18 protein-coding genes, 1 tRNA gene, 1 other RNA gene and 1 riboswitch are annotated in these 18,264 nt (G+C 40.0%); of the genes, 13 read left to right on the top strand and 7 right to left on the bottom strand.

All coding sequences use genetic code 11. The annotated features are described in order from the left end of the window. Window positions 1-2 precede the first annotated feature (2 nt). The 3 genes from nagB to thiT all read left to right on the top strand — a co-directional run bounded on the left by nagB (window position 3) and on the right by thiT (window position 2,514). Entirely contained in the window at window positions 3-725 is a 723-nt protein-coding gene (nagB, locus tag Gferi_RS12390; RefSeq protein WP_069976962.1) for a glucosamine-6-phosphate deaminase, read from the top strand. Between the two features lie 62 nt (window positions 726-787). Beyond that, window positions 788-1,723, top strand: coding sequence for a helix-turn-helix transcriptional regulator (locus Gferi_RS12385; RefSeq protein WP_069976961.1), 936 nt, complete (start codon window positions 788-790; stop codon window positions 1,721-1,723). A 97-nt stretch (window positions 1,724-1,820) separates the two neighbouring features. After that, a riboswitch (TPP riboswitch) is annotated at window positions 1,821-1,932 on the top strand. A gap of 60 nt (window positions 1,933-1,992) precedes the next feature. Then, complete coding sequence (gene thiT, locus Gferi_RS12380; protein ID WP_069976959.1) at window positions 1,993-2,514, top strand: energy-coupled thiamine transporter ThiT; 522 nt, start codon at window positions 1,993-1,995, stop codon at window positions 2,512-2,514. Window positions 2,515-2,559: 45 nt separating this feature from the next. Here the strand turns inward: thiT and Gferi_RS12375 are convergent, their stop codons facing one another. From Gferi_RS12375 to Gferi_RS12360, 4 genes are all read right to left on the bottom strand, one after another. Continuing rightward, complete coding sequence (locus tag Gferi_RS12375; protein WP_069976957.1) at window positions 2,560-4,095, bottom strand: FAD-dependent oxidoreductase; 1,536 nt, start codon at window positions 4,093-4,095, stop codon at window positions 2,560-2,562. Between the two features lie 128 nt (window positions 4,096-4,223). After that, window positions 4,224-5,258: an acyl-CoA dehydratase activase gene (locus tag Gferi_RS12370; protein WP_069976955.1), complete on the bottom strand. Its 1,035-nt coding sequence runs from the start codon at window positions 5,256-5,258 to the stop codon at window positions 4,224-4,226. Further along, window positions 5,236-7,407: an acyl-CoA dehydratase activase-related protein gene (locus tag Gferi_RS12365; protein ID WP_069976953.1), complete on the bottom strand. Its 2,172-nt coding sequence runs from the start codon at window positions 7,405-7,407 to the stop codon at window positions 5,236-5,238. Before Gferi_RS12365 ends, Gferi_RS12370 begins: the two co-directional genes overlap by 23 nt. 102 nt (window positions 7,408-7,509) lie before the next feature. After that, the gene (locus Gferi_RS12360; RefSeq protein WP_069976951.1) at window positions 7,510-8,217 is read right to left on the bottom strand and encodes a DUF421 domain-containing protein; all 708 of its coding nucleotides are present in this window, start codon (window positions 8,215-8,217) and stop codon (window positions 7,510-7,512) included. A gap of 282 nt (window positions 8,218-8,499) precedes the next feature. Between Gferi_RS12360 and Gferi_RS12355 the strand changes: the two genes are divergently transcribed. Together Gferi_RS12355 and Gferi_RS12350 are read left to right on the top strand one after the other, a co-directional pair. Further along, window positions 8,500-9,078: an RNA polymerase sigma factor gene (locus Gferi_RS12355; RefSeq protein ID WP_236932727.1), complete on the top strand. Its 579-nt coding sequence runs from the start codon at window positions 8,500-8,502 to the stop codon at window positions 9,076-9,078. Beyond that, a complete protein-coding gene (locus tag Gferi_RS12350; protein WP_069976947.1) occupies window positions 9,071-9,817 on the top strand; it encodes a DUF4367 domain-containing protein in 747 nt (248 codons plus the stop codon). Before Gferi_RS12355 ends, Gferi_RS12350 begins: the two co-directional genes overlap by 8 nt. 85 nt (window positions 9,818-9,902) lie before the next feature. Here the strand turns inward: Gferi_RS12350 and speD are convergent, their stop codons facing one another. Both speD and Gferi_RS12340 read right to left on the bottom strand, forming a co-directional pair. After that, the gene (gene speD / locus Gferi_RS12345) at window positions 9,903-10,715 is read right to left on the bottom strand and encodes an adenosylmethionine decarboxylase (RefSeq protein WP_069976945.1); all 813 of its coding nucleotides are present in this window, start codon (window positions 10,713-10,715) and stop codon (window positions 9,903-9,905) included. Between the two features lie 273 nt (window positions 10,716-10,988). Beyond that, the gene (locus tag Gferi_RS12340) at window positions 10,989-11,198 is read right to left on the bottom strand and encodes a hypothetical protein (RefSeq protein WP_069976943.1); all 210 of its coding nucleotides are present in this window, start codon (window positions 11,196-11,198) and stop codon (window positions 10,989-10,991) included. A gap of 249 nt (window positions 11,199-11,447) precedes the next feature. Between Gferi_RS12340 and Gferi_RS12335 the strand changes: the two genes are divergently transcribed. The 6 genes from Gferi_RS12335 (at window position 11,448) to Gferi_RS12310 (ending at window position 16,394) form a co-directional block, all read left to right on the top strand. Next, window positions 11,448-11,536: transfer RNA gene (locus Gferi_RS12335), tRNA-Ser, on the top strand. Between the two features lie 21 nt (window positions 11,537-11,557). Next, window positions 11,558-11,822, top strand: an RNA gene (ffs, locus tag Gferi_RS12330) — signal recognition particle sRNA large type. Between the two features lie 128 nt (window positions 11,823-11,950). Then, window positions 11,951-13,597 (top strand): DNA polymerase III subunit gamma/tau, encoded by a 1,647-nt coding sequence (gene dnaX, locus Gferi_RS12325; RefSeq protein ID WP_069976941.1) that lies wholly within the window; start codon window positions 11,951-11,953, stop codon window positions 13,595-13,597. Between the two features lie 106 nt (window positions 13,598-13,703). Continuing rightward, a complete protein-coding gene (locus tag Gferi_RS12320; RefSeq protein ID WP_330389694.1) occupies window positions 13,704-14,018 on the top strand; it encodes a YbaB/EbfC family nucleoid-associated protein in 315 nt (104 codons plus the stop codon). Between the two features lie 99 nt (window positions 14,019-14,117). Next, window positions 14,118-14,717 carry a recombination mediator RecR gene (recR, locus tag Gferi_RS12315; protein ID WP_069976937.1) on the top strand — a complete coding sequence of 200 codons (600 nt, stop codon included), beginning with the start codon at window positions 14,118-14,120 and terminating at the stop codon, window positions 14,715-14,717. A gap of 255 nt (window positions 14,718-14,972) precedes the next feature. Further along, window positions 14,973-16,394 carry a CehA/McbA family metallohydrolase gene (locus Gferi_RS12310; RefSeq protein ID WP_069976935.1) on the top strand — a complete coding sequence of 474 codons (1,422 nt, stop codon included), beginning with the start codon at window positions 14,973-14,975 and terminating at the stop codon, window positions 16,392-16,394. A gap of 92 nt (window positions 16,395-16,486) precedes the next feature. Here the strand turns inward: Gferi_RS12310 and Gferi_RS12305 are convergent, their stop codons facing one another. Beyond that, the gene (locus tag Gferi_RS12305) at window positions 16,487-17,101 is read right to left on the bottom strand and encodes a superoxide dismutase (protein ID WP_069976933.1); all 615 of its coding nucleotides are present in this window, start codon (window positions 17,099-17,101) and stop codon (window positions 16,487-16,489) included. Window positions 17,102-17,464: 363 nt separating this feature from the next. Between Gferi_RS12305 and Gferi_RS12300 the strand changes: the two genes are divergently transcribed. Together Gferi_RS12300 and Gferi_RS12295 are read left to right on the top strand one after the other, a co-directional pair. After that, window positions 17,465-17,767: a YaaL family protein gene (locus Gferi_RS12300; protein ID WP_236932726.1), complete on the top strand. Its 303-nt coding sequence runs from the start codon at window positions 17,465-17,467 to the stop codon at window positions 17,765-17,767. 176 nt (window positions 17,768-17,943) lie between these two features. After that, window positions 17,944-18,216, top strand: a complete 273-nt coding sequence (locus Gferi_RS12295; RefSeq protein ID WP_069976930.1) for a pro-sigmaK processing inhibitor BofA family protein — start codon at window positions 17,944-17,946, stop codon at window positions 18,214-18,216. Window positions 18,217-18,264: the final 48 nt, after the last annotated feature.

Raw genomic sequence — 18,264 nt, 5'->3', positions numbered from 1 at the left:
CGATGAATTTCGTAGTTGTCAAGGATTATCATGAAATGAGTAAAAGAGCTGCAGTGATTGTAGCCGGGCAGATTTATTTAAAATCTAAGTCTGTTATTGGATTTGCCACGGGAAGTACACCTATGGGAATGTATAGAGAGCTTATAAGTATGTACAGGGAGGAGAAGCTAAGCTTTTCAGAGATGATTACTTTTAATTTGGATGAATACATCGGGCTTGCAAAAGAAAATACGAACAGCTATCATTATTACATGATGGAGAATTTCTTCAAACATATCGATATAGAAAAAGAAAATATCAACATGCCGAACAGCAATATTGAAGATATTGATAAAGAATGCCGTGGATATGAAAAAAAGATAGCTGAAACGGGAGGAATTGACTTACAAGTTCTAGGTATAGGCAAAAATGGACATATTGGTTTTAATGAGCCCAATATAAGTTTCGAAGCCACTACCCATCAGGTTAAGCTTGATGAGGAGACAATACTGGCAAACTCAAGATTTTTCACAAATATTGAGGATGTACCCCGTTATGCAATCAGTATGGGTATTCAAACAATTATGTTTGCAAGAAAAATACTTTTGCTCGCAAACGGAAAAGAAAAGGCGGATGCTCTGTGTAAGGCGGTAACTGGGCCTATAACACCCGATGTTCCGGCATCAATTCTTAGACTTCACAAAGATGTAACCGTAATAATGGATGAGGAAGCAAGTTTTTTATAATAAGGCTATGGCGGCTATTGTTTTGAAAAGATTTATTCCTGTGCTGGAAGGATGGATGCTATATGAAGCTGGATAGATTACTGGCGATTACAATGACCTTGATGAATAAGAGGAGAATCCAGGCAAAAGAACTTGCAGATTTATTTGATGTATCTGTAAGAACGATTTATCGGGATATTGAGTCATTGAATATGGCGGGCATACCCGTAATTACATATCAGGGGATTAATGGGGGCATAGGTATTGTAGATGGATATAAGCTGGATAAAACCCTTTTGACCAATGATGAACTGGCTTCTATTGTATCTGCGTTAAAAAGTGTGGCTTCATATAGTGACACCCGCTCCGACAGGCTGCTGGACAAGCTCCAGGGAGTTGTTCAGGATAAGGAAGCCGAGGCTTTCAGGGCAAAAACAGAGCAGATCTTTGTAGATTTTAGTTCTTGGGGGAATGAAGCTTTCCTCAAAGAAAAGATTGATATAATCAAGGAGGCAATCCAGTCCTTCCGTGCCATATCTTTCGTTTACAGGGGCAGCAATGGAGAGTCTTCAGCCCGTGAGGTAGATCCTTATACGATCGTGCTAAAGAGTCAAAAATGGTATCTTTATGGCTATTGTAAGCTGCGGAAGGAATTCCGTATTTTTAGGCTTTCAAGAATGAAAGATATCAAAATAACGGATAGTTCCTATCAGCGACAGCCAATTGACTTAGAACAAATTCCTTGGATGAAGGGGTGGCACCAGCCCTCAAATACTGTGCAGCTGGTGTTGAAATTTGCAGCGGACATGAAGACTATGATAGAAGAATGGTTTGGCAGCGAGAATATTTTGGTGGAGGAAGCTGATTATTCAATTGTACAGATAACATTGCCGGAAGAAAACTGGGTTTATGGTTTTATTCTGGGTTTTGGGGATCGGGTAGAAGTGCTGGAGCCGGAGGATATTCGCCGAAAAGTAAAGGAGATTGCAAAAAAAATTTACAGGCTTTATAATAAATAAAGCTATGACCTTCTAAAGCTATAGATGAATAAAATTTTCTACACCAAAGGATGATTGCAAAATCAATATAGCTGTGATAAACTAAATAAGAAAACTGAATCGTTTATCGGGGAGCTGGAAGAATCCGGCTGAGAGGAAGGTCTATTGATCCTTCGACCCGCATACCTGATCTGGGTAATGCCAGCGTAGGAAGTATAATATATATTTTGCTTTTCATGCTGCATTCAATCGATGCAGTTTTTTTATTGGTGTAAAAAGGAGGAAAAATCATGAAAAAATTATCTACAAAAATGTTGGTGGAAGCAGGGATTATGATAGCATTGGCACAAATCCTAAGCTATGTAAAGATTTTTGAAGCCCCTTATGGGGGATCTGTTACTGCAGGGAGCATGGTTCCCATTTTGCTCTTCGCCATTCGGTGGGGAGTAGGACCGGGGCTTCTAGCCGGTACCGTTTATGGACTGCTGCAGTTTATACTAGGACCGAAATATTCATTTCACATCCTTTCCATATTGTTGGACTACCTTGTAGCTTTTGGATTACTGGGCTTAGCAGGGCTATTCCGGAAAGATTTAAAGGGTGTATATGCAGGAACCTTTCTGGGGGTATTTGGAAGATTTGTATCATCAGTGCTTTCCGGGGTGATCATTTGGGCATCCTATGCACCGGAAGGGATGAATCCCTGGATCTATTCGATTATCTATAATGGAGCCTATCTGCTACCGGAGCTTGGGATTTCTTTTATTCTCGTAGGCATTCTATATAAAGCTTTCAAGTCCATTCCCAAGTAAAAGGAAGAAGCTGTAGTCGAAAACTACAGCTTTTTTATGCGGGTTTTACGATTCTATCTTTTTCAAAGGCATCACTGTTGGACCCTCAATAATCTCACCATCATAGGTATATCTGGAGCCGTGGCAGGGACAGTCCCAGGAGTTTTCCGCTGCATTCCACTGAAGCTCACATCCCAGATGGGTACAGGTGGTATCTACAAGGTGAACTTTTCCTGCTTCGTCCTTGTATGCGCCGGCTCTTTGGCCATTAACTTCTACAATTTTTCCCTCTCCCGGTTGAGGGTCGATGCGGTCGGGAACCGGCATCAGCTTTCCGGAAATAAATTCTGCAGCCACATCTGCGTTCTCAACGATAAAGTTCTTTGCAGAAGCAGCAGGTGTAAAGCGGGCAGGATCATATACAGGCGTCCAGGGATTCTCTCCTTTAAGGATTAAATCTTTCAAAATAATTGCTGCTACGGTACTGTTGGTCATACCCCACTTTTGGAATCCTGTGGCGATGAATAGATTGTGCTTGTCTGCGGTAAGCCTGCCGACATAGGGCAGTCCATCCATCGTGATGCAATCCTGTGTTGACCAGCGATAGGGGATGTCTTCAACCGTATAGATTTCCTGGGCGAAATGTTTCAGGTTAAGATAATGCTGCAGGGTATTTTCTCCTTGACCGGTTTTATGGTGGTCTCCGATAAACATAACGAGTTCTCCGCCTTCATAGGGAAGAGACCGGAGAGATCGGGTAGGCTGCTCTGCATTGATGTACATGCCGCCGGGGAACGGCTCCTTGATTTTAGCAGCAAGGACGTAGGAACGTTCCTGATAGATTTTAGCGAAATAAAAACCGGGTTTGTCATAAAAGGGATAATGGGAGGCAATGATTATATTTTTCGCATAAATCTTTCTGCCACTGGCACTGATTACAGCAGGCAGATCTCCTTCTTCAATGTCTACGGCTCTGGTTTGTTCGAAAATATGGCTGCCCTCGCCGGGGATCTTCTTCGCTAATGCCAGCAGATATTTTCGCGGGTGAAACTGGCCTTGATCCTCAAAGCGGACGGCAGCTTTTATTGGGAAGGGAAGCGGAATTTCCTGTTGATAAAAGGCTTTGATCCCTAAAGCAGCCGCAGTTTTTACCTCGTCCTCGATTTTTTGTATATATTGCTCTGATTGGGTATAAACAAAAGCTGGCTGCCATGAAAAATCACAATCGATATTCTGATCTTTGATCAATTCAGCCACCATTCTGATAGCAGTTCCATTAGCTTCTGCATACTGCCGAGCCTGTTCCTCTCCCATCTGCTGTGCAATCTTATTGTAAATCAGTGAATGCTGGGAAGTGAGTTTTGCCGTAGTATACCCGGTGGTTCCCTGAAGAATCCTGTCGGCTTCAATGACTGCAACCTTTAGACCTTCCTGCTTTAATAAAAATCCCACAGTGATGCCTACCATTCCACCTCCTACGATTGCTACATCTACAGAGCTATCTTCACGGAGTTCTGCATAATCCGTTTGCGGTGTAGAGGCAATCCAGTAGGATTGTGGGGGATTTGAAAAACTGTCTTCTTGTAAAGCTGATTTTTTCACGCTTCATAACCTCCCTACAAAATATAAATTTTTATACAGATTTATGTTTTTTGAATAAAATGTATTTTTGTAAACGCAGGCTTCATGTCTGCCTGTTTTTCGGAACGATACAGAGGTCATTTCCTGCATCATGAGGAAACTTGACGACGAAAACCTTGAAGCGGGAAATCCCGTTCTTCCCGATAGTTTTTTGAGGACCGTTCTAAGTCAGACCATTTGTTGCAACGGCTGCCCCAGCGGCTTGCCAGACTTTCACCGATATATAGCTCATTGATTTCACAGTGATTGGAACAATCTGAACAAGAAAAGGTTTTTGGTACACAGGAAAAAGAAGCAATGGGTTTGATCCCACGAAAAGCGGAAGCATATCCTGTTCTTTCATGACACTGCTTTGCCAATAAGGCTGCACCCCAAGCGCCCATGACATTATGATGCCGGGGAACCGTAATAGGAATGCCTAGTCTCTGTTCAAAGGCCGCTTTGATCCCCAGATTGGCAGCTACGCCACCCTGAAAAAGGACTGCCGGTTCAATTCTTTTTCCACGAGCTACATTGGAGAGATAATTGCCGACCAGCGCAATGCATAACCCGGCAATCAGATCTTCCTTTTTATAGCCCATTTGCTGCTTATGGATTAAATCTGATTCTGCAAAGACACCGCATCTGCCGGAAATTTTCACAGGACTATAGGATTTCAAAGCATAGGCACCAAATTCTTCGATCGGAATACCTAGGCGTCCTGCTTGATGATCAAGAAAAGAGCCTGTCCCTGCGGCGCAGATACTATTCATGTTAAAACCCGTGGACACACCATTTTTGATAAAGATGATTTTTGAGTCCTGGCCGCCGATATCAATGACAGTCCTTACTTGAGGGTCTACATGCTTGGCTGCAGCTGCATGGGCAGTAATTTCATTTTTTACAATATCTGCTCCCACCATAACAGCAGCCAAATGACGTCCACTACCGGTAGTGCCGATGCCTTTGATTTCTTGATCTAAATCACCCATCTCTCTTGAAAGCTGTAGAAAAGATTTTTGAATGGTCTCAATAGGTCCGCCCTCTGTGCGCATATAGGTATCCCAGACCATTTTCCCTTGCTTTTCTATTAATGCCAATTTTGTAGTCACACTTCCCACATCAATACCGATATAGTATCCCATTGTCAACACCTCTCTGCGTTTTCTCATAACGTCTTTCCAATAATAAATCTAAGAAGGCATCCAAACGTGTCTCAAAGCCGGCTTCTCCTGTTTGATCGCTAACGATCAGCGAAAGAATAGGAATATCCAGCTGTTCAGTAACTTGGCTTAAAATACTCTGGGCTACGATTTCAGGCATACAGGTAAAGGGCATAAGATGTATGACTCCATCTACGCCTTCATGGGCAGCCAATATACTCAATCCTACGCTATGTATACCGTGTCCTCCAACTTGTTCAGTTAAATAGGGAGCTGCAGCTGCATGGACAGCCCGGGTTCGAGCCTTTGCAGCGGGGGTATGAAAAAGATTCCCTTGGAGCCAGTGACTTACGCTAATTTCTCTTTCTACCAGTACCCGAACATCGGAATGTCGGCCTAAAAATCTTTCGATTTCCAGATTTACAAAGGGTTCCAGCAATACCCATATCTCTCCAACAAGAGCGATTCGTAAAGGTTCTGTCTCTTCAATTGCAATAGAATGCATTTCTTCAATAAAGTCTTTGTTTAGCCGGGAAAGTTCCCTATGTGAAAAGAGTTGATCCACTTTTGTTTGAAATTTTGAAAAAATACGATCTGCTTGCCCTCTTTTTATTTCATAAGCTCTAAATTTTCGTAGCAGCTCTTCTGCCTGATCTAGAAGTTGCAGCTTGTAGTAGGCCAGCCAGATACTTTTACCGATAGTGCTCCAAGAAGCACCATTGGTTATTTTTTTTACAGCATGGATAAAACTGGCGCCATTTTGCTTCAATGGAAAGGGAGAATCGAGAATAGTCATATCGAAAGATAATCCCTTTCTTTTCAGCAGCATATCTTGAATTTGTGCATACCACCCCAACCTGCAAATACCCTTTCCACCTACCATTAGAAAACCATTGACCCCCTTCTCTAATAGTTCAATCATTTGTCCCAGTGTAGCAGTCAGAGGGAGACATACAAATTCGGGAACCAATTCTTTGCCCAGCTCAATAGAGCGCCGGGATATGGCAGGGGGGCGAATGGCTTCTACGCCGCATTCTTTCAAAATAGAGTGAATGATAATATCCAGGCGGCCCATAGATGGAAACCCGATGATGGGGTTTTTGGGTATAATGCCGGGGGCTAAAGATGGAGCAGGCGGATTTATTTTTTTGGTTTTTTCATATTTATCAACGGCCGTATCCATGAAAGCCTCTATTCTAGTCACGAGACCTGCTTCGCCAGTCTGCTCGTCCATAAAGAGCTTGAGCAGAGGAATGTTCATTTCTTCAGCCAATGTTTCTATATAGGGCTCTATGATTGATTCAGGGCCGCATTCAAAAAGGCCGACTAAAATCAAACGGTCCACCAAGTGATTTTTCATCAGATGAAAAGCGGCCCCTAACATCTGGGCCTCGAAGGTCCACAATCTTTCTCCTTCGAAGATCTGCTTCATTTGCTCGCGAATAAAAGTTGTCTCTACCATCTCCGGAGTAATGACGTTGCCATAGCGGCGAAGACGGCTGGGAAGATCATGACTGATCCACTCATATAATACATAAGGATGGCCGATAAGGCCAATAGTACAAGGGAGTACTTCAGATGATTTGGCATGAGGTTTTTCTTCTAAAGAGCCATCAAAGATTCTATAGGCTTCTTCTACGGTTAATCCATGATTTGTCATTAAAGAAGAAACGCGTTGTTGTACTTCCCAACCGTGCTGAAGATGCTTTGATAGATCTTTTTTATTTAATCCAAGGTGATCAGCCAATTGTGCCAGATCTTGAAGCATGGATTCTTGATTTTGAACATCTATCCGGGGCATTAGGATACGGTCCTCTAAATGAAAGGCTGTTTTGACCATATCAGGTATACCGATAAATTTAGGACAGCAGTAGCTTCCCTTTTCCACACGAATGAGCTTCGGTAAAAATACATAATCGCAGTCGGTTTCTAATAACTGTTGTACGTGGGCAAAATAGAGCTTTACAGCTACACAGGGTTCATCGGTAGGACAGGCTGACAGATTCTCCAAAGTAGCTTTGGTTGTAGGTTGAGATAAGGTTACTTCGGCCCCCATATCAGAAAGCAAGGTTTTAAAAAATGGATACAGATAATAATAGGACATAGCCCTTGGGATTGCGATACGAACCATAGGAACCTCCATATTCTATAGATTTGAAACATTTCCTAGTATTGCCATTCTCTCTAGGGATATACCTTTTGTAAGGCTATGGACGCAGATCGGGTTGAGTATTTATTGCTTTACATCCGTGCCGGACTCAAAGGGTATCACTAAAAGACCTTCATTCCTCTCCCATTCTGCGTATAAAACATCCTTTACATCACGAATACCATGCATGTGGAGCTGATCCATCAGCCATTGGTTGTCAAGGCCATAGTTCGTGAGATTATCTTCAATAATTTCCCTATCCATTATTAAGGCGATCGGTAAGAACACAGGTTTTTCTGGAATTTGAAGATCTTGACGATCCGGTTGATCATAGTTAGATTTTTTCAGGATACTTAAAGAGCCGCTGAGTTCTAAAACCGCATATTCTACTTCTCGAACGGAAAATATATCCTTCTGTCTCATCAAGCTTAATAGTTCATTGAGATCCATCCGGTTCTTTTTTAATTCCTGATAGTCAATTTTTCCTTGTCGAATAAGAATAGAGGGGTTCCCTTGAAAAAAATTTCTAGTCTTTTTAAATTTTTGCGTTAAAATTTCAATAAGAAAAAGGAGGCCACCCCATAGGAAAAGGGCATAAAGCACATACTTGATGCTGACTTCCCGATCGTAGATGGCGTTGCCCAATAATTCGCCCAGTACCAGTGCAGATATGAAGTGAAAGGGTGTAAACTGACTGATTTGAGTCTTGCCCAAAACATTTGTGACGACTAAAACGGCAAAAAAGCCTATGATTAACTCAACTGTCAGACTGTAGAAATCTAATTTGTTCAAAAAATCACCTGCCTTTGGAGAATGGAATAGCAAATATATGCATTTACTCTCATTATTCTTCCTGAACCTGGCAAAATCTATGTATTTTATTTCGATGATATATAAAAAAGTGACAAGAATGTGGAAGAAGTTTGCATAATTTGAGGGGGTAGTCCTAGAGGAAAAGTTTGGAAACATATGGAGTTCATGATAAAGATAAGGTATGATAGAATGGGGGAGTAGTATCGAAAGAAAATGTTTTATATCAGGAATAGAATCTGCCATCATAAAGGGGTTGAAAAAGTGGGGATATTTTCGGGATTAAAAGATCGAAAGAGTGATACGCTTTCACTACATAAGATCTTATTTGAAACCTATAGAAGTAAGGTATATAAAACAGCGTATTATATTGTAAAAAATGAAGATGATGCAAAGGATATTGTGCAAGATACCTTTGTAATTGCTTTTAGCAAGTTGGAACAGTTGAGAGATAAAGAAAAATTTGAATCATGGCTTTGTACCATTGCATGCAATCTGGCAAAGGACAAATATAATAGGAATAAAAGGGAGATCTGCATGGCAGAGGAAGATCAGATTTTAGCCTACAGCCATGACAACAATAAATATGGGTTTGAACTCCCAGAGGAAGTGTTGGAAAAAAAAGAAATCAATCATCATATTCGGGAACAAATTTTGAGTTTGAAACATCATTATAGTGAAGTATTGTATTTATACTATTATTGTGATTTATCTTATGAAGAGATTAGTAAAGCGTTAAATCTAAATATAGGTACTGTTAAAACCAGGTTATTTCGAGCTAAACATATTCTAAAGAACAGCCTTCGATCGATACAGGTGGAAAAGGAGGGTAGTCATGAATAAAGAAGACGTTATGGATATCCTAATCAAAAATGCATTGGAATCTTCCATGGAAGATATCAGTGTTCCACCTATGGAAGATACTTGGAAACGTGTTGAAGAACAGATCGGGGAAAGAAAAAAGAAACCTCCTGTACATAAAAATACAGTAGCAGCAGCTGTGCTGCTGCTGATCGGCGTGGCTGTAGGCAGTGGACTAAACCACGAGGGCTATGCCAATTATTTTCGTACTATGAATATTTTTACCAGTATCTCAGATCAATCCATTAATGTACAGATGCATAACAAGACTCCCGGTGAAATGGCAGATAAACAAGGAGCGCCGTCCGTTGTGGAAGAAGTTTCCCTTGAAGACATGGAAATGGGCATAGAGGATGCAAGGGATGTTGCCAGTTTTCAAATACAAGAGCCTACCTATATGCCGGAGGAATATCCGATAGATAAGGTGATTCTAACAAACCTAGGGACAAAGACTATCCAAGTAAGGATATTATATGGTCAAGAGGACCAGGGGATAGAATTGCTGCAGGAGCCGCTGTTTGGGGAGTATGCTGCTACAATTAATATCAACCCTAAATATGGGAAAGTTTTAGAAAAAAGAATTCATGGCTTAAACTATATGATTTTTGAATTTGTAAATGGCGAGATAAGAATCCACTGGGATCGAAATGGAGTAAAATTCACATTAAATGGAAAATTGGAGCAAGAAGAAATGCTAAAGATTGCTTCGTCTATTCGATAGCATCAAAGGTAAAGGAAATTAAATCATAAACACAGAAATAAAAAAAGCTTCCCATTCTAAACATTTAGAAGGAGAAGCTTTTTTACTATACTTTAGGTATATTTCGGCCATAAAAGATCTCGGCCATTTCCTTCTTCAAACGCTGCTTGATTTTTTTCTTTTCACCGGGAAGAAGTTCTTTCTTTGTAATACCAAACAGATAATTATCTAAATCAAATTCTTTAAGCAACATTTTCGTGTGGAAGATATTTTCCTGATATACATTTACGTCAATCATATGATAACGATCGCGGGTATCTCCTGCGATATAGTTTTGAATAGAATTGATTTTATGATCAATAAAATATTTTTTACCACTTACATCTCGAGTAAAACCTCTCACACGATAGTCTATGGTCATGATATCGGAGTCAAAGCTATGAATTAGATAATTCAAGGCTTTCAAAGGAGAGATATGACCACAGGTAGAAACGTCGATATCTGCCCGAAAAGTACTAATCCCTTCATCGGGATGATATTCAGGATAGGTATGGACGGTGATATGACTTTTATCCAAGTGAGCAACCACAGCATCAGGAAGAGGGCCTGGAGCTTCATTGTTTGCAGATGTATCACTGTGATCTACATGGCCTTCTGAAACCAATATTGTAACACTTGCTCCCTGGGGATCATAATCTTGCTTGGCAATATTTAGAATATTTGCACCGATAATGTTGGCTACATTGGTTAAGATGTTTGTAAGCCGCTCTGCATTATATTGCTCATCAATATATTCTATATAACCTTTACGGTCCTCAACGGTTTTCGCATAGCAAATGTCATACATGTTGAAACTTAAGGTCTTTGTAAGATTATTAAAGCCATAAAGCTTTAGTTTTTTAATAGACTTAATTTCCATCTTTTCCTCCTTCTTCCATTGTGGTCTATTTTTGAAAAAACCTTGTATTTACTAATATTATTCCTTGCGTTATCAATTATAAACCTAGTGATTGAATATATCAAGGGAAATGTTAAAAGCTTTGCTCTCAATTAATCATTAGATAATAGTATAGCACTTTTTGAATGCATAGAAAAGAAATATTGACAGCGCTGCAAAGAAAAAGTAAAATGAAAGACATGCTTAGAGGAAAGAAAAAAGAACCGGAAAAGTCCGATCCTTTCAGAGATTGTGCTACCATAGGTTTAGGAATGGGAATCCCCCAGAGCATAGCAGGATTACAAGCAGGATGATAAACAAACTGTTATCACTTCCAAATCCCCCAAAGATGTTTCCCAAGGGGCCTATTCCGCCACACAAAACAATAATGATCAAAACCCAAAATAGTATGTTGCTGTCACCCAAGAATCCAAAACCGGATTTTGCTGCAGTTGTATCAGTCATCTTTAGACACCTCCTTTATGGCTATGTAAAGGTAAACGAGTTCCTTTTATAATAGCTTATGCAGATTAGCCAGGGGATGTGACTCAGTGTAGTATGATCAGGCAAGTAGATTTAAACAAAATGGCCAATTGAAAATATTGCCAGAAAAATATTTGCTAGGATTCATTGACAGAAGACATGTTTTTCGCTATAATAAGATTCTGTTAAGACATTGCACATTGCGTCATCAAAATGACAGATCATAATTACGGAGAGGTGTCCGAGTTGGCTAAGGGGCACGCCTGGAAAGCGTGTAAGGCCGTATGGCCCCGCGGGTTCGAGTCCCGCCCTCTCCGCCAGTATACAGTTTATAAGTTTTGCCGTGCTAGATGGGGAGGTAGCGGTGCCCTGTAACCTGCAACCCGCTGTAGCAGGATTGAATTCCTATCGGAGGCCTGCTGTTGTTGAGTCTGCCCTGAATAAGTGGCGAGGAAGACTGGGTCCTGCGCAACGGGAACTTATGAACCCCGCCAGGTCCGGAAGGAAGCAACGGTAAGTAAGCACTCTCGTGTGCCGCGGGGGAGCCTGGTCTGAGTTAACTGTTCAGGTAACGTCAGTAACAGCTTGTCAACGATAGGTGCACGGCCCTATATATGTTTATCAAACATGTAGAATGATTCTACATGTTTTTTTATATTTTAGTGTGTTATAATGATAAATAATTGAGCTTAAAAGAAGTAAATAATAATTCCAATGGAAAGCGGGTGATTCCCTTGACATATATTGCCCTATATCGAAAGTGGCGTCCCAGAACATTTGAGGATGTGATCGGTCAGGAGCACATTACACAAACTTTAAAAAATCAGATTAAAAATAATAATATTGCCCATGCCTACTTATTTTGCGGTACCCGTGGGACTGGAAAAACCTCAACCGCCAAGATTTTTGCACGGGCTGTAAATTGTGCCAATCCGGTTGACCTGAATCCCTGCAACCAATGTGATACTTGCACGGGTATCCAACAGGAAACGGTCATGGATGTTATTGAAATCGATGCAGCTTCGAATAATGGTGTTGATGATATTCGAGAGCTGAGAGAGAATGTAAAATACCCTCCGACAAAAGGTAAATATAAAGTATATATCATTGATGAAGTGCACATGCTCTCTACAGGAGCGTTCAATGCTCTGCTGAAAACCCTGGAAGAGCCGCCCCATTTTGTAATTTTTATCTTGGCTACCACAGAACCTCATAAGATTCCTGCCACCATTTTGTCCAGATGTCAGCGCTTTGATTTTAAAAGGGTAAAAGAAGAAGAAATGGTGAAATTGTTGGCCGATATCTGTGAGAAAACAGGTATTCAAGCGGAATCAAGCGCCCTTCGTCTAATTACAAGAAATGCAGACGGCGCGATGCGGGATGCTTTAAGTTTGTTGGATCAATGTATTGCCTACTGTGTAGACGGGATTACATATGATGATGTAATTGGTGTATTAGGGACTGTAAGCGACGAATTTATATTCAGCCTTGTCAATGCAGTGATAGAGGGAAACTCAAGAGAGGCGATGGAGAACATCGAGGCGCTTATTGGTGCGGGGAAAGACATCCAGCAGTTTATTAAGGACTTGATCAGGCACTATAGAAACCTGCTGATGACAAAGGCTTCTCAAAATGTAGAAGGAATTATCAATCTTTCTAGAGAAAATATTGAAAGATTAAAGGAACAAGGAGAAAAGACGGATACCTCTGCGGCTATTCGTGCTATTCATATTCTGTCTGAGGTGGAGGTAAATGCCAAGTGGTCCAGCCAACCAAGAATATTACTGGAGGTAGCAGTGTTGAAGCTATGTCAACCAATGTTAGATCCTTCGATAGACGGGCTGTTGGAGCGGATTGCAGCATTAGAGAAGAAACTGCAGCATGGATTTGTAAGAAGTGAGGTAGAAAAAAGAGCAGAGGAAGAAGAAAAACCGATTGAAATATCAACAAAAAAAGTAGAAGAAAAACAACCACAACCGATGCCAAGACCGCCGGCTTCAGGGAAATCCATTTCTTTAGAGAAGATTGAAAAGCTTTGGTCGGATATCCTTAAAGAGATTAAGAAAAGAAAGATCTCAGCCCATGCAGTACTGATGGAAGGAAAGCCGGCTACTGTAGATAGGAACACACTGCTGATTGTTTTTAAAGAAGGCTTTGGTTTTCATAAGGAAGCTGCCGGAAACAGTCCGAATAAGGAATTTATTGAAGGGGTCCTTGAAGAAATTCTGGGAGAAACAGTCTATATCAAATGTATTATGGAGGATGAAGCGCCCCAGCTATCTGAAGCCGGCAAAGAAATTTCTATAGCTGAAGAGGATTTGGAAGTACAAAAGATCATTGAGATCTTTGGAGAAGACCTGGTTGAAATCATAGAAGAATAATCATGATTATATCAATATTTGGAAGATATATATGATATAATAATTGAAGAAAAAAGAAATTCGTAAAACGGAGGAGATAAAATTGTCAAAAGGAAAATTCCCCGGAATGCCCGGTAACATGAATAATATGCTGAAGCAGGTACAGAAAATGCAAAAAGAAATGGAGAAGCTTCAGGAAGAGGTTGAACAGAGAGAGGTAGAAGCCAGTGCAGGTGGCGGAGCCGTAACTGTAAAGGTGAATGGAAAGAGAGAGATTCTAGATATCGCGATCCAACCTGCAGTGGTGGATCCTGATGATATCGAAATGCTGCAAGATCTAATCTTAGCAGCAGCCAATGAAGCTTTGAGAAAAGCTGAAGAAATGATGGCTAAGGAAATGGGTAAAGTGACAGGTGGAATGAATCTGCCAGGCTTATTTTAATTGTAGGAAATCCACGGGTAGTTGTAAACTGTAAATTAAGGCGGGCCTTGTGTCCGCCTAAAATTGTAGCGAACCATTTGCTGAAAAGAGGAGATTTAAATGAATTATTATGCGGCGCCAGTGGCTAGACTGATTGAAGAGTTTTCAAAACTTCCCGGGATAGGAAGAAAATCTGCTCAGAGACTTGCCTTTTATGTGCTAAATATGAGAGAAGAAGACGCTGTAAATCTATCTGAAGCCATTGTAGAAGCTAAGCAAAGAACGAAATACTGCTCTTATTGTGGGAACATCACAGATATAGATCCATGCAACCTCTGTAGAAGTGAACAGCGGGATAGAAGTATGATCTGTGTGGTGGAGGACCCTCGCGATGTGGTAGCCATGGAGAGAACAAGAGAATTCAAAGGCGTATATCATGTGCTCCATGGAGCCATTTCTCCTATGGAAGGCATTGGACCGGAGGATATACGCATTAAGGAACTGCTCCTTCGACTACAAAATGTATCAGTCAAGGAAGTGATCCTAGCAACGAATCCAACCATTGAAGGAGAAGCCACTTCTATGTATATTTCTAAGCTAATCAAGCCTATGGGAATCAAAACCACAAGAATTGCCCATGGAATACCGGTAGGCGGAGACTTGGAATATGCAGATGAGGTGACCTTGTCTAAGGCTTTAGAGGGAAGAAGAGAGATATAAGTATGAAAAAGATAAAGGTTTACAATAAGACATGGTTTTGAGGAGTCATTCGTCTCTTTTCAAACCATGTTTTTTATTAGAAAAAATCTGTGCCAAATATATTTTAAATGCTAAAAGCGGATAAAGTTAACATAGATTTTATACAAGGTTAATGATCTGTTAATATTTCTTTCATATAATAAGTGCAAGAATTATAAAAAATTTCAATATCCTGAAAAGTTTTATGCATGTTGATCTTATGAAGGGATGTTATAGATGCGTGACCTGGCCCATTTAACAGAAGCGAGTCCGGTAGTATATCGTTACCAGGGAGTTTTCTCAACCAGAGATCAAAAAAAATACTTTCAATTTCCCTTTGAAGTTAAAGAAGGAGCTACAAAGATTTATGTTCATTTACAATATAATAAAGAGCCTAAAAACATACTTTACCTACAGCTTTATGATTATCGAAGATTTCGAGGAATCGGAAAATATACTGCCAATATCAAAAAAAATGAGATCGAAATATTCATTACACCTACTTGTGCATCTCCGGGGGCACTATTTGGCAATATTCCTAAAGGACGATGGATTGCTGAAATTGACAGCGTAGAAGTATTTGCAATTTGTAAATATCATCTCAGTATAGAAATATATTATGATAACAACACTGTCAGCCGATTTGCTATAAAAAAACCAACACAAAAAAAGCATATCGTATCGAATGAGAAAAGATGGTATAGAGGAGATTTGCACATACACTCCCAAGAAAGTGACGGGAAAGAGCCGGTAAAGGAAATCATTAAAGCAGCCCGGGAAAACCAGTTGGATTTTATTGCAATTACTGACCATAATACGATCAGCAGCTGGCAATATTTTAAAAGACATAAGGATATTCTGCTGATTCCGGGGGTGGAGGTGACTACACCGAGGGGGCATGCCAATGCCTTGGGGATCGATGATTGGATTGATTGGCGTATCGGTTACCGTAATAGAACCATTTTTGATATCATTAAAGATACGCGCAGTAAAGGCGGTATTTTCTGCATCAACCATCCCCGTATATTAAATCATAATGGTCAAGTCAGCTGGAACTATCAGGGAATTGATTATCATCAGGTGGATGCCATAGAAATATGGAATGCGCCATGGCTTTTAAAAAATACTAGAAGCAACGAAATGGCTAGAAGTTTATGGAATGATCTGCTGAATCAAGGATATCGATTAACTGCTGTGGCGGGGAGTGATCTTCACAGTTTTGACCTATATGCAAAAAGATTGGGCAGTCTGCTAAATTACATTTACTGTGAAAACCTGTCCCAAGAAGCACTGCTTCAAGGAATAAAAAGTGGAAAAGTTTTTATGACTGCAGGGCCGATGGTAGACTTTAACGCCATATACAAAGGAAAAACCTATATGATCGGGGAGGAGATTGTGCCCTCAGAGAATCAAGTCGTTGAATTTCATATAGGTGTGACTAATACAGAAGAGGAACTGGAATTAAGAATTATTCAAGATGGGTATATCCTCAAAAAATATTCGTGTCCGCCAAAGGAGAAATTAAACCTATATTTTGAGAAGGTAGTCCATGATACTGGATGGTATCGGATTGAGCTGCATCATAAAATCACTGATGATGAAGAGGATTCGCTGGTAGCAATCACCAACCCCATCTATATTGTTTTGTCTTCCCAATAGAAAGAGGCTGCATGGGATCATTCCCTCGCAGCCTCTTTCTATATTATTCTTGTTTTTTATTCTCATACAAAATTCTGAAGTGCGTAAAAAGATTATTTTTTTAAAAGCTGATAACGTTTTTCAACAGCGTCCCAGTTTACAACATTCCACCAAGCATTTATATAATCAGGGCGCTTGTTCATATATTTTAAGTAATAAGCATGTTCCCATACGTCCAACCCTAAGATTGGCTGTAAGCCATCTGAGACGGGGTTATCCTGATTTGGTGTGGAAACTACGGATATGGAACCGTCGGGATGAAGAACCAGCCATGCCCAGCCACTGCCAAATCGGGAGAGGGCTGCCTTATTAAAAAGGTCTTGAAATTGTTCAAAGGTTCCAAAGGTATCTTTAATCTTTTCTGCCAGTTCCCCAGAGGGATGGCCGCCGCCATTCGGACTTAGCAGTGACCAAAAGAGGGTGTGATTGAAGTGGCCGCCGCCGTTATTTCGTACAGGCCAATAAATTGACTCGGGTAACTGATCTAGAGATTTAAGCAATTCTTCTAAAGATAATGCTTGTAAATCTTTATAGTTTTCCAATGCATTATTTAAATTATTGACATAGGCAGCATGATGCCGGGAGTAATGGATTTCCATTGTTAGCTGATCAATATGCGGTTCAAGGGCATCATAAGCATAGTCCAGTTTAGGTAATTGATGTTGCATAAAAAAATCCTCCTTATTATTGAATTGTTTTTAATTTATCTTTTTGATATAGATTTACGCTTTAAAAATAAAATATATTTTTGTAGGAGCAGGCCTTATGTTTGCCCACTTATTTTGGGGATAAGGCATAGATCATTTCCGACTAAAATCCATAAATCAAATGATCTTAACAGATATCATTGATTGAGTACAACCAGCGATCTTATCTCATATATATCCATTTGTGATATTAATAATCATTATCAATAAATATTTTTTGGAGATATTACCCAAGGTAAATATTCCATCCTTGAAGACAGGTATAGATCATCCAAAATATGGATAACATACAAAATAGAATTAATGTACATGGGGGGTACTAAAATGGGTCAAATGACACAATACTCAAGAAATAATAAGGAGTCGGAAAATAAGTTTCTGAGTGCCGTTAATAATTTTTACGCAAGAATTATCAGTGGCGCTGATCTGCGGTCAGAAGATGAAAAAATGATTGATACTATTCGGATTGCCCATGAAGAATGGAAGAATGCAGAGGCATATTTTCAAAATGTTACCGATGATGATCTGGTAGATTATGCGATCTACCGAGTACAAGCGGCAAAAACCAGATATGTCTATCTCATGAAGCTGGCAAGAGAAATGGGTGTACGAGATGGACTTCAATAACATAAAGAGATCGATACATTTTATCCAAGGGCAGAATGGAGAGTGGGACAGACTCTCTCGCTGTCCTTTTTATTTTTCACAAAGCTAAAAATGTGACATATTCTTCGTACAAACTCTATATAATGTAACAATAGAGTCTGGATAAAAAATGATTATACATGCCAGGAGTGAAGCGGATGGGAATTGGAATGGAGATTAATATTATTTTAGCCTACGCCTTCGGCTTGATACTGTTATATATTGTAGGATATATTTTGCTGGTGCCTATTAAGATTGTAATCAAGTTAATGTACAATGGAATCGTTGGTGGTATTGCGTTGCTGATTTTAAACTTTATTGGTGGCTTCTTTCAGATAGGCATTGCGATTAATCCGGTTACTGCACTGGTAGCAGGATTTTTAGGTGTGCCAGGAATCTTCTTGATGCTAGGATTACGATACTTATTATAATAAAGGAAATATTTTTAATAAAAGAAAATCTGTTTAATTTGTATATTA

It is taken from the genome of Geosporobacter ferrireducens, assembly GCF_001750685.1.
Classification (GTDB): Bacteria; Bacillota; Clostridia; order Peptostreptococcales; family Thermotaleaceae; genus Geosporobacter; species Geosporobacter ferrireducens.
The sequence above is the reverse complement of the archived record's forward strand: the minus strand, read 5'-3'. Positions and strand labels throughout refer to the sequence as shown.

Coding starts and splice junctions, on each gene's coding strand:
- nagB (WP_069976962.1), top strand. CDS start 3: ATGAATTTCGTAGTTGTCAAGGATTATCATGAAATGAGTAAAAGAGCT.
- Gferi_RS12300 (WP_236932726.1), top strand. CDS start 17,465: ATGGGTCAAATGACACAATACTCAAGAAATAATAAGGAGTCGGAAAAT.
- speD (WP_069976945.1), bottom strand. CDS start 10,715: ATGGAAATTAAGTCTATTAAAAAACTAAAGCTTTATGGCTTTAATAAT.
- Gferi_RS12385 (WP_069976961.1), top strand. CDS start 788: ATGAAGCTGGATAGATTACTGGCGATTACAATGACCTTGATGAATAAG.
- Gferi_RS12370 (WP_069976955.1), bottom strand. CDS start 5,258: ATGGGATACTATATCGGTATTGATGTGGGAAGTGTGACTACAAAATTG.
- Gferi_RS12340 (WP_069976943.1), bottom strand. CDS start 11,198: ATGACTGATACAACTGCAGCAAAATCCGGTTTTGGATTCTTGGGTGAC.
- Gferi_RS12365 (WP_069976953.1), bottom strand. CDS start 7,407: ATGGTTCGTATCGCAATCCCAAGGGCTATGTCCTATTATTATCTGTAT.
- Gferi_RS12350 (WP_069976947.1), top strand. CDS start 9,071: ATGAATAAAGAAGACGTTATGGATATCCTAATCAAAAATGCATTGGAA.
- Gferi_RS12320 (WP_330389694.1), top strand. CDS start 13,704: ATGCCCGGTAACATGAATAATATGCTGAAGCAGGTACAGAAAATGCAA.
- Gferi_RS12295 (WP_069976930.1), top strand. CDS start 17,944: ATGGGAATTGGAATGGAGATTAATATTATTTTAGCCTACGCCTTCGGC.
- recR (WP_069976937.1), top strand. CDS start 14,118: ATGAATTATTATGCGGCGCCAGTGGCTAGACTGATTGAAGAGTTTTCA.
- thiT (WP_069976959.1), top strand. CDS start 1,993: ATGAAAAAATTATCTACAAAAATGTTGGTGGAAGCAGGGATTATGATA.
- Gferi_RS12305 (WP_069976933.1), bottom strand. CDS start 17,101: ATGCAACATCAATTACCTAAACTGGACTATGCTTATGATGCCCTTGAA.
- Gferi_RS12310 (WP_069976935.1), top strand. CDS start 14,973: ATGCGTGACCTGGCCCATTTAACAGAAGCGAGTCCGGTAGTATATCGT.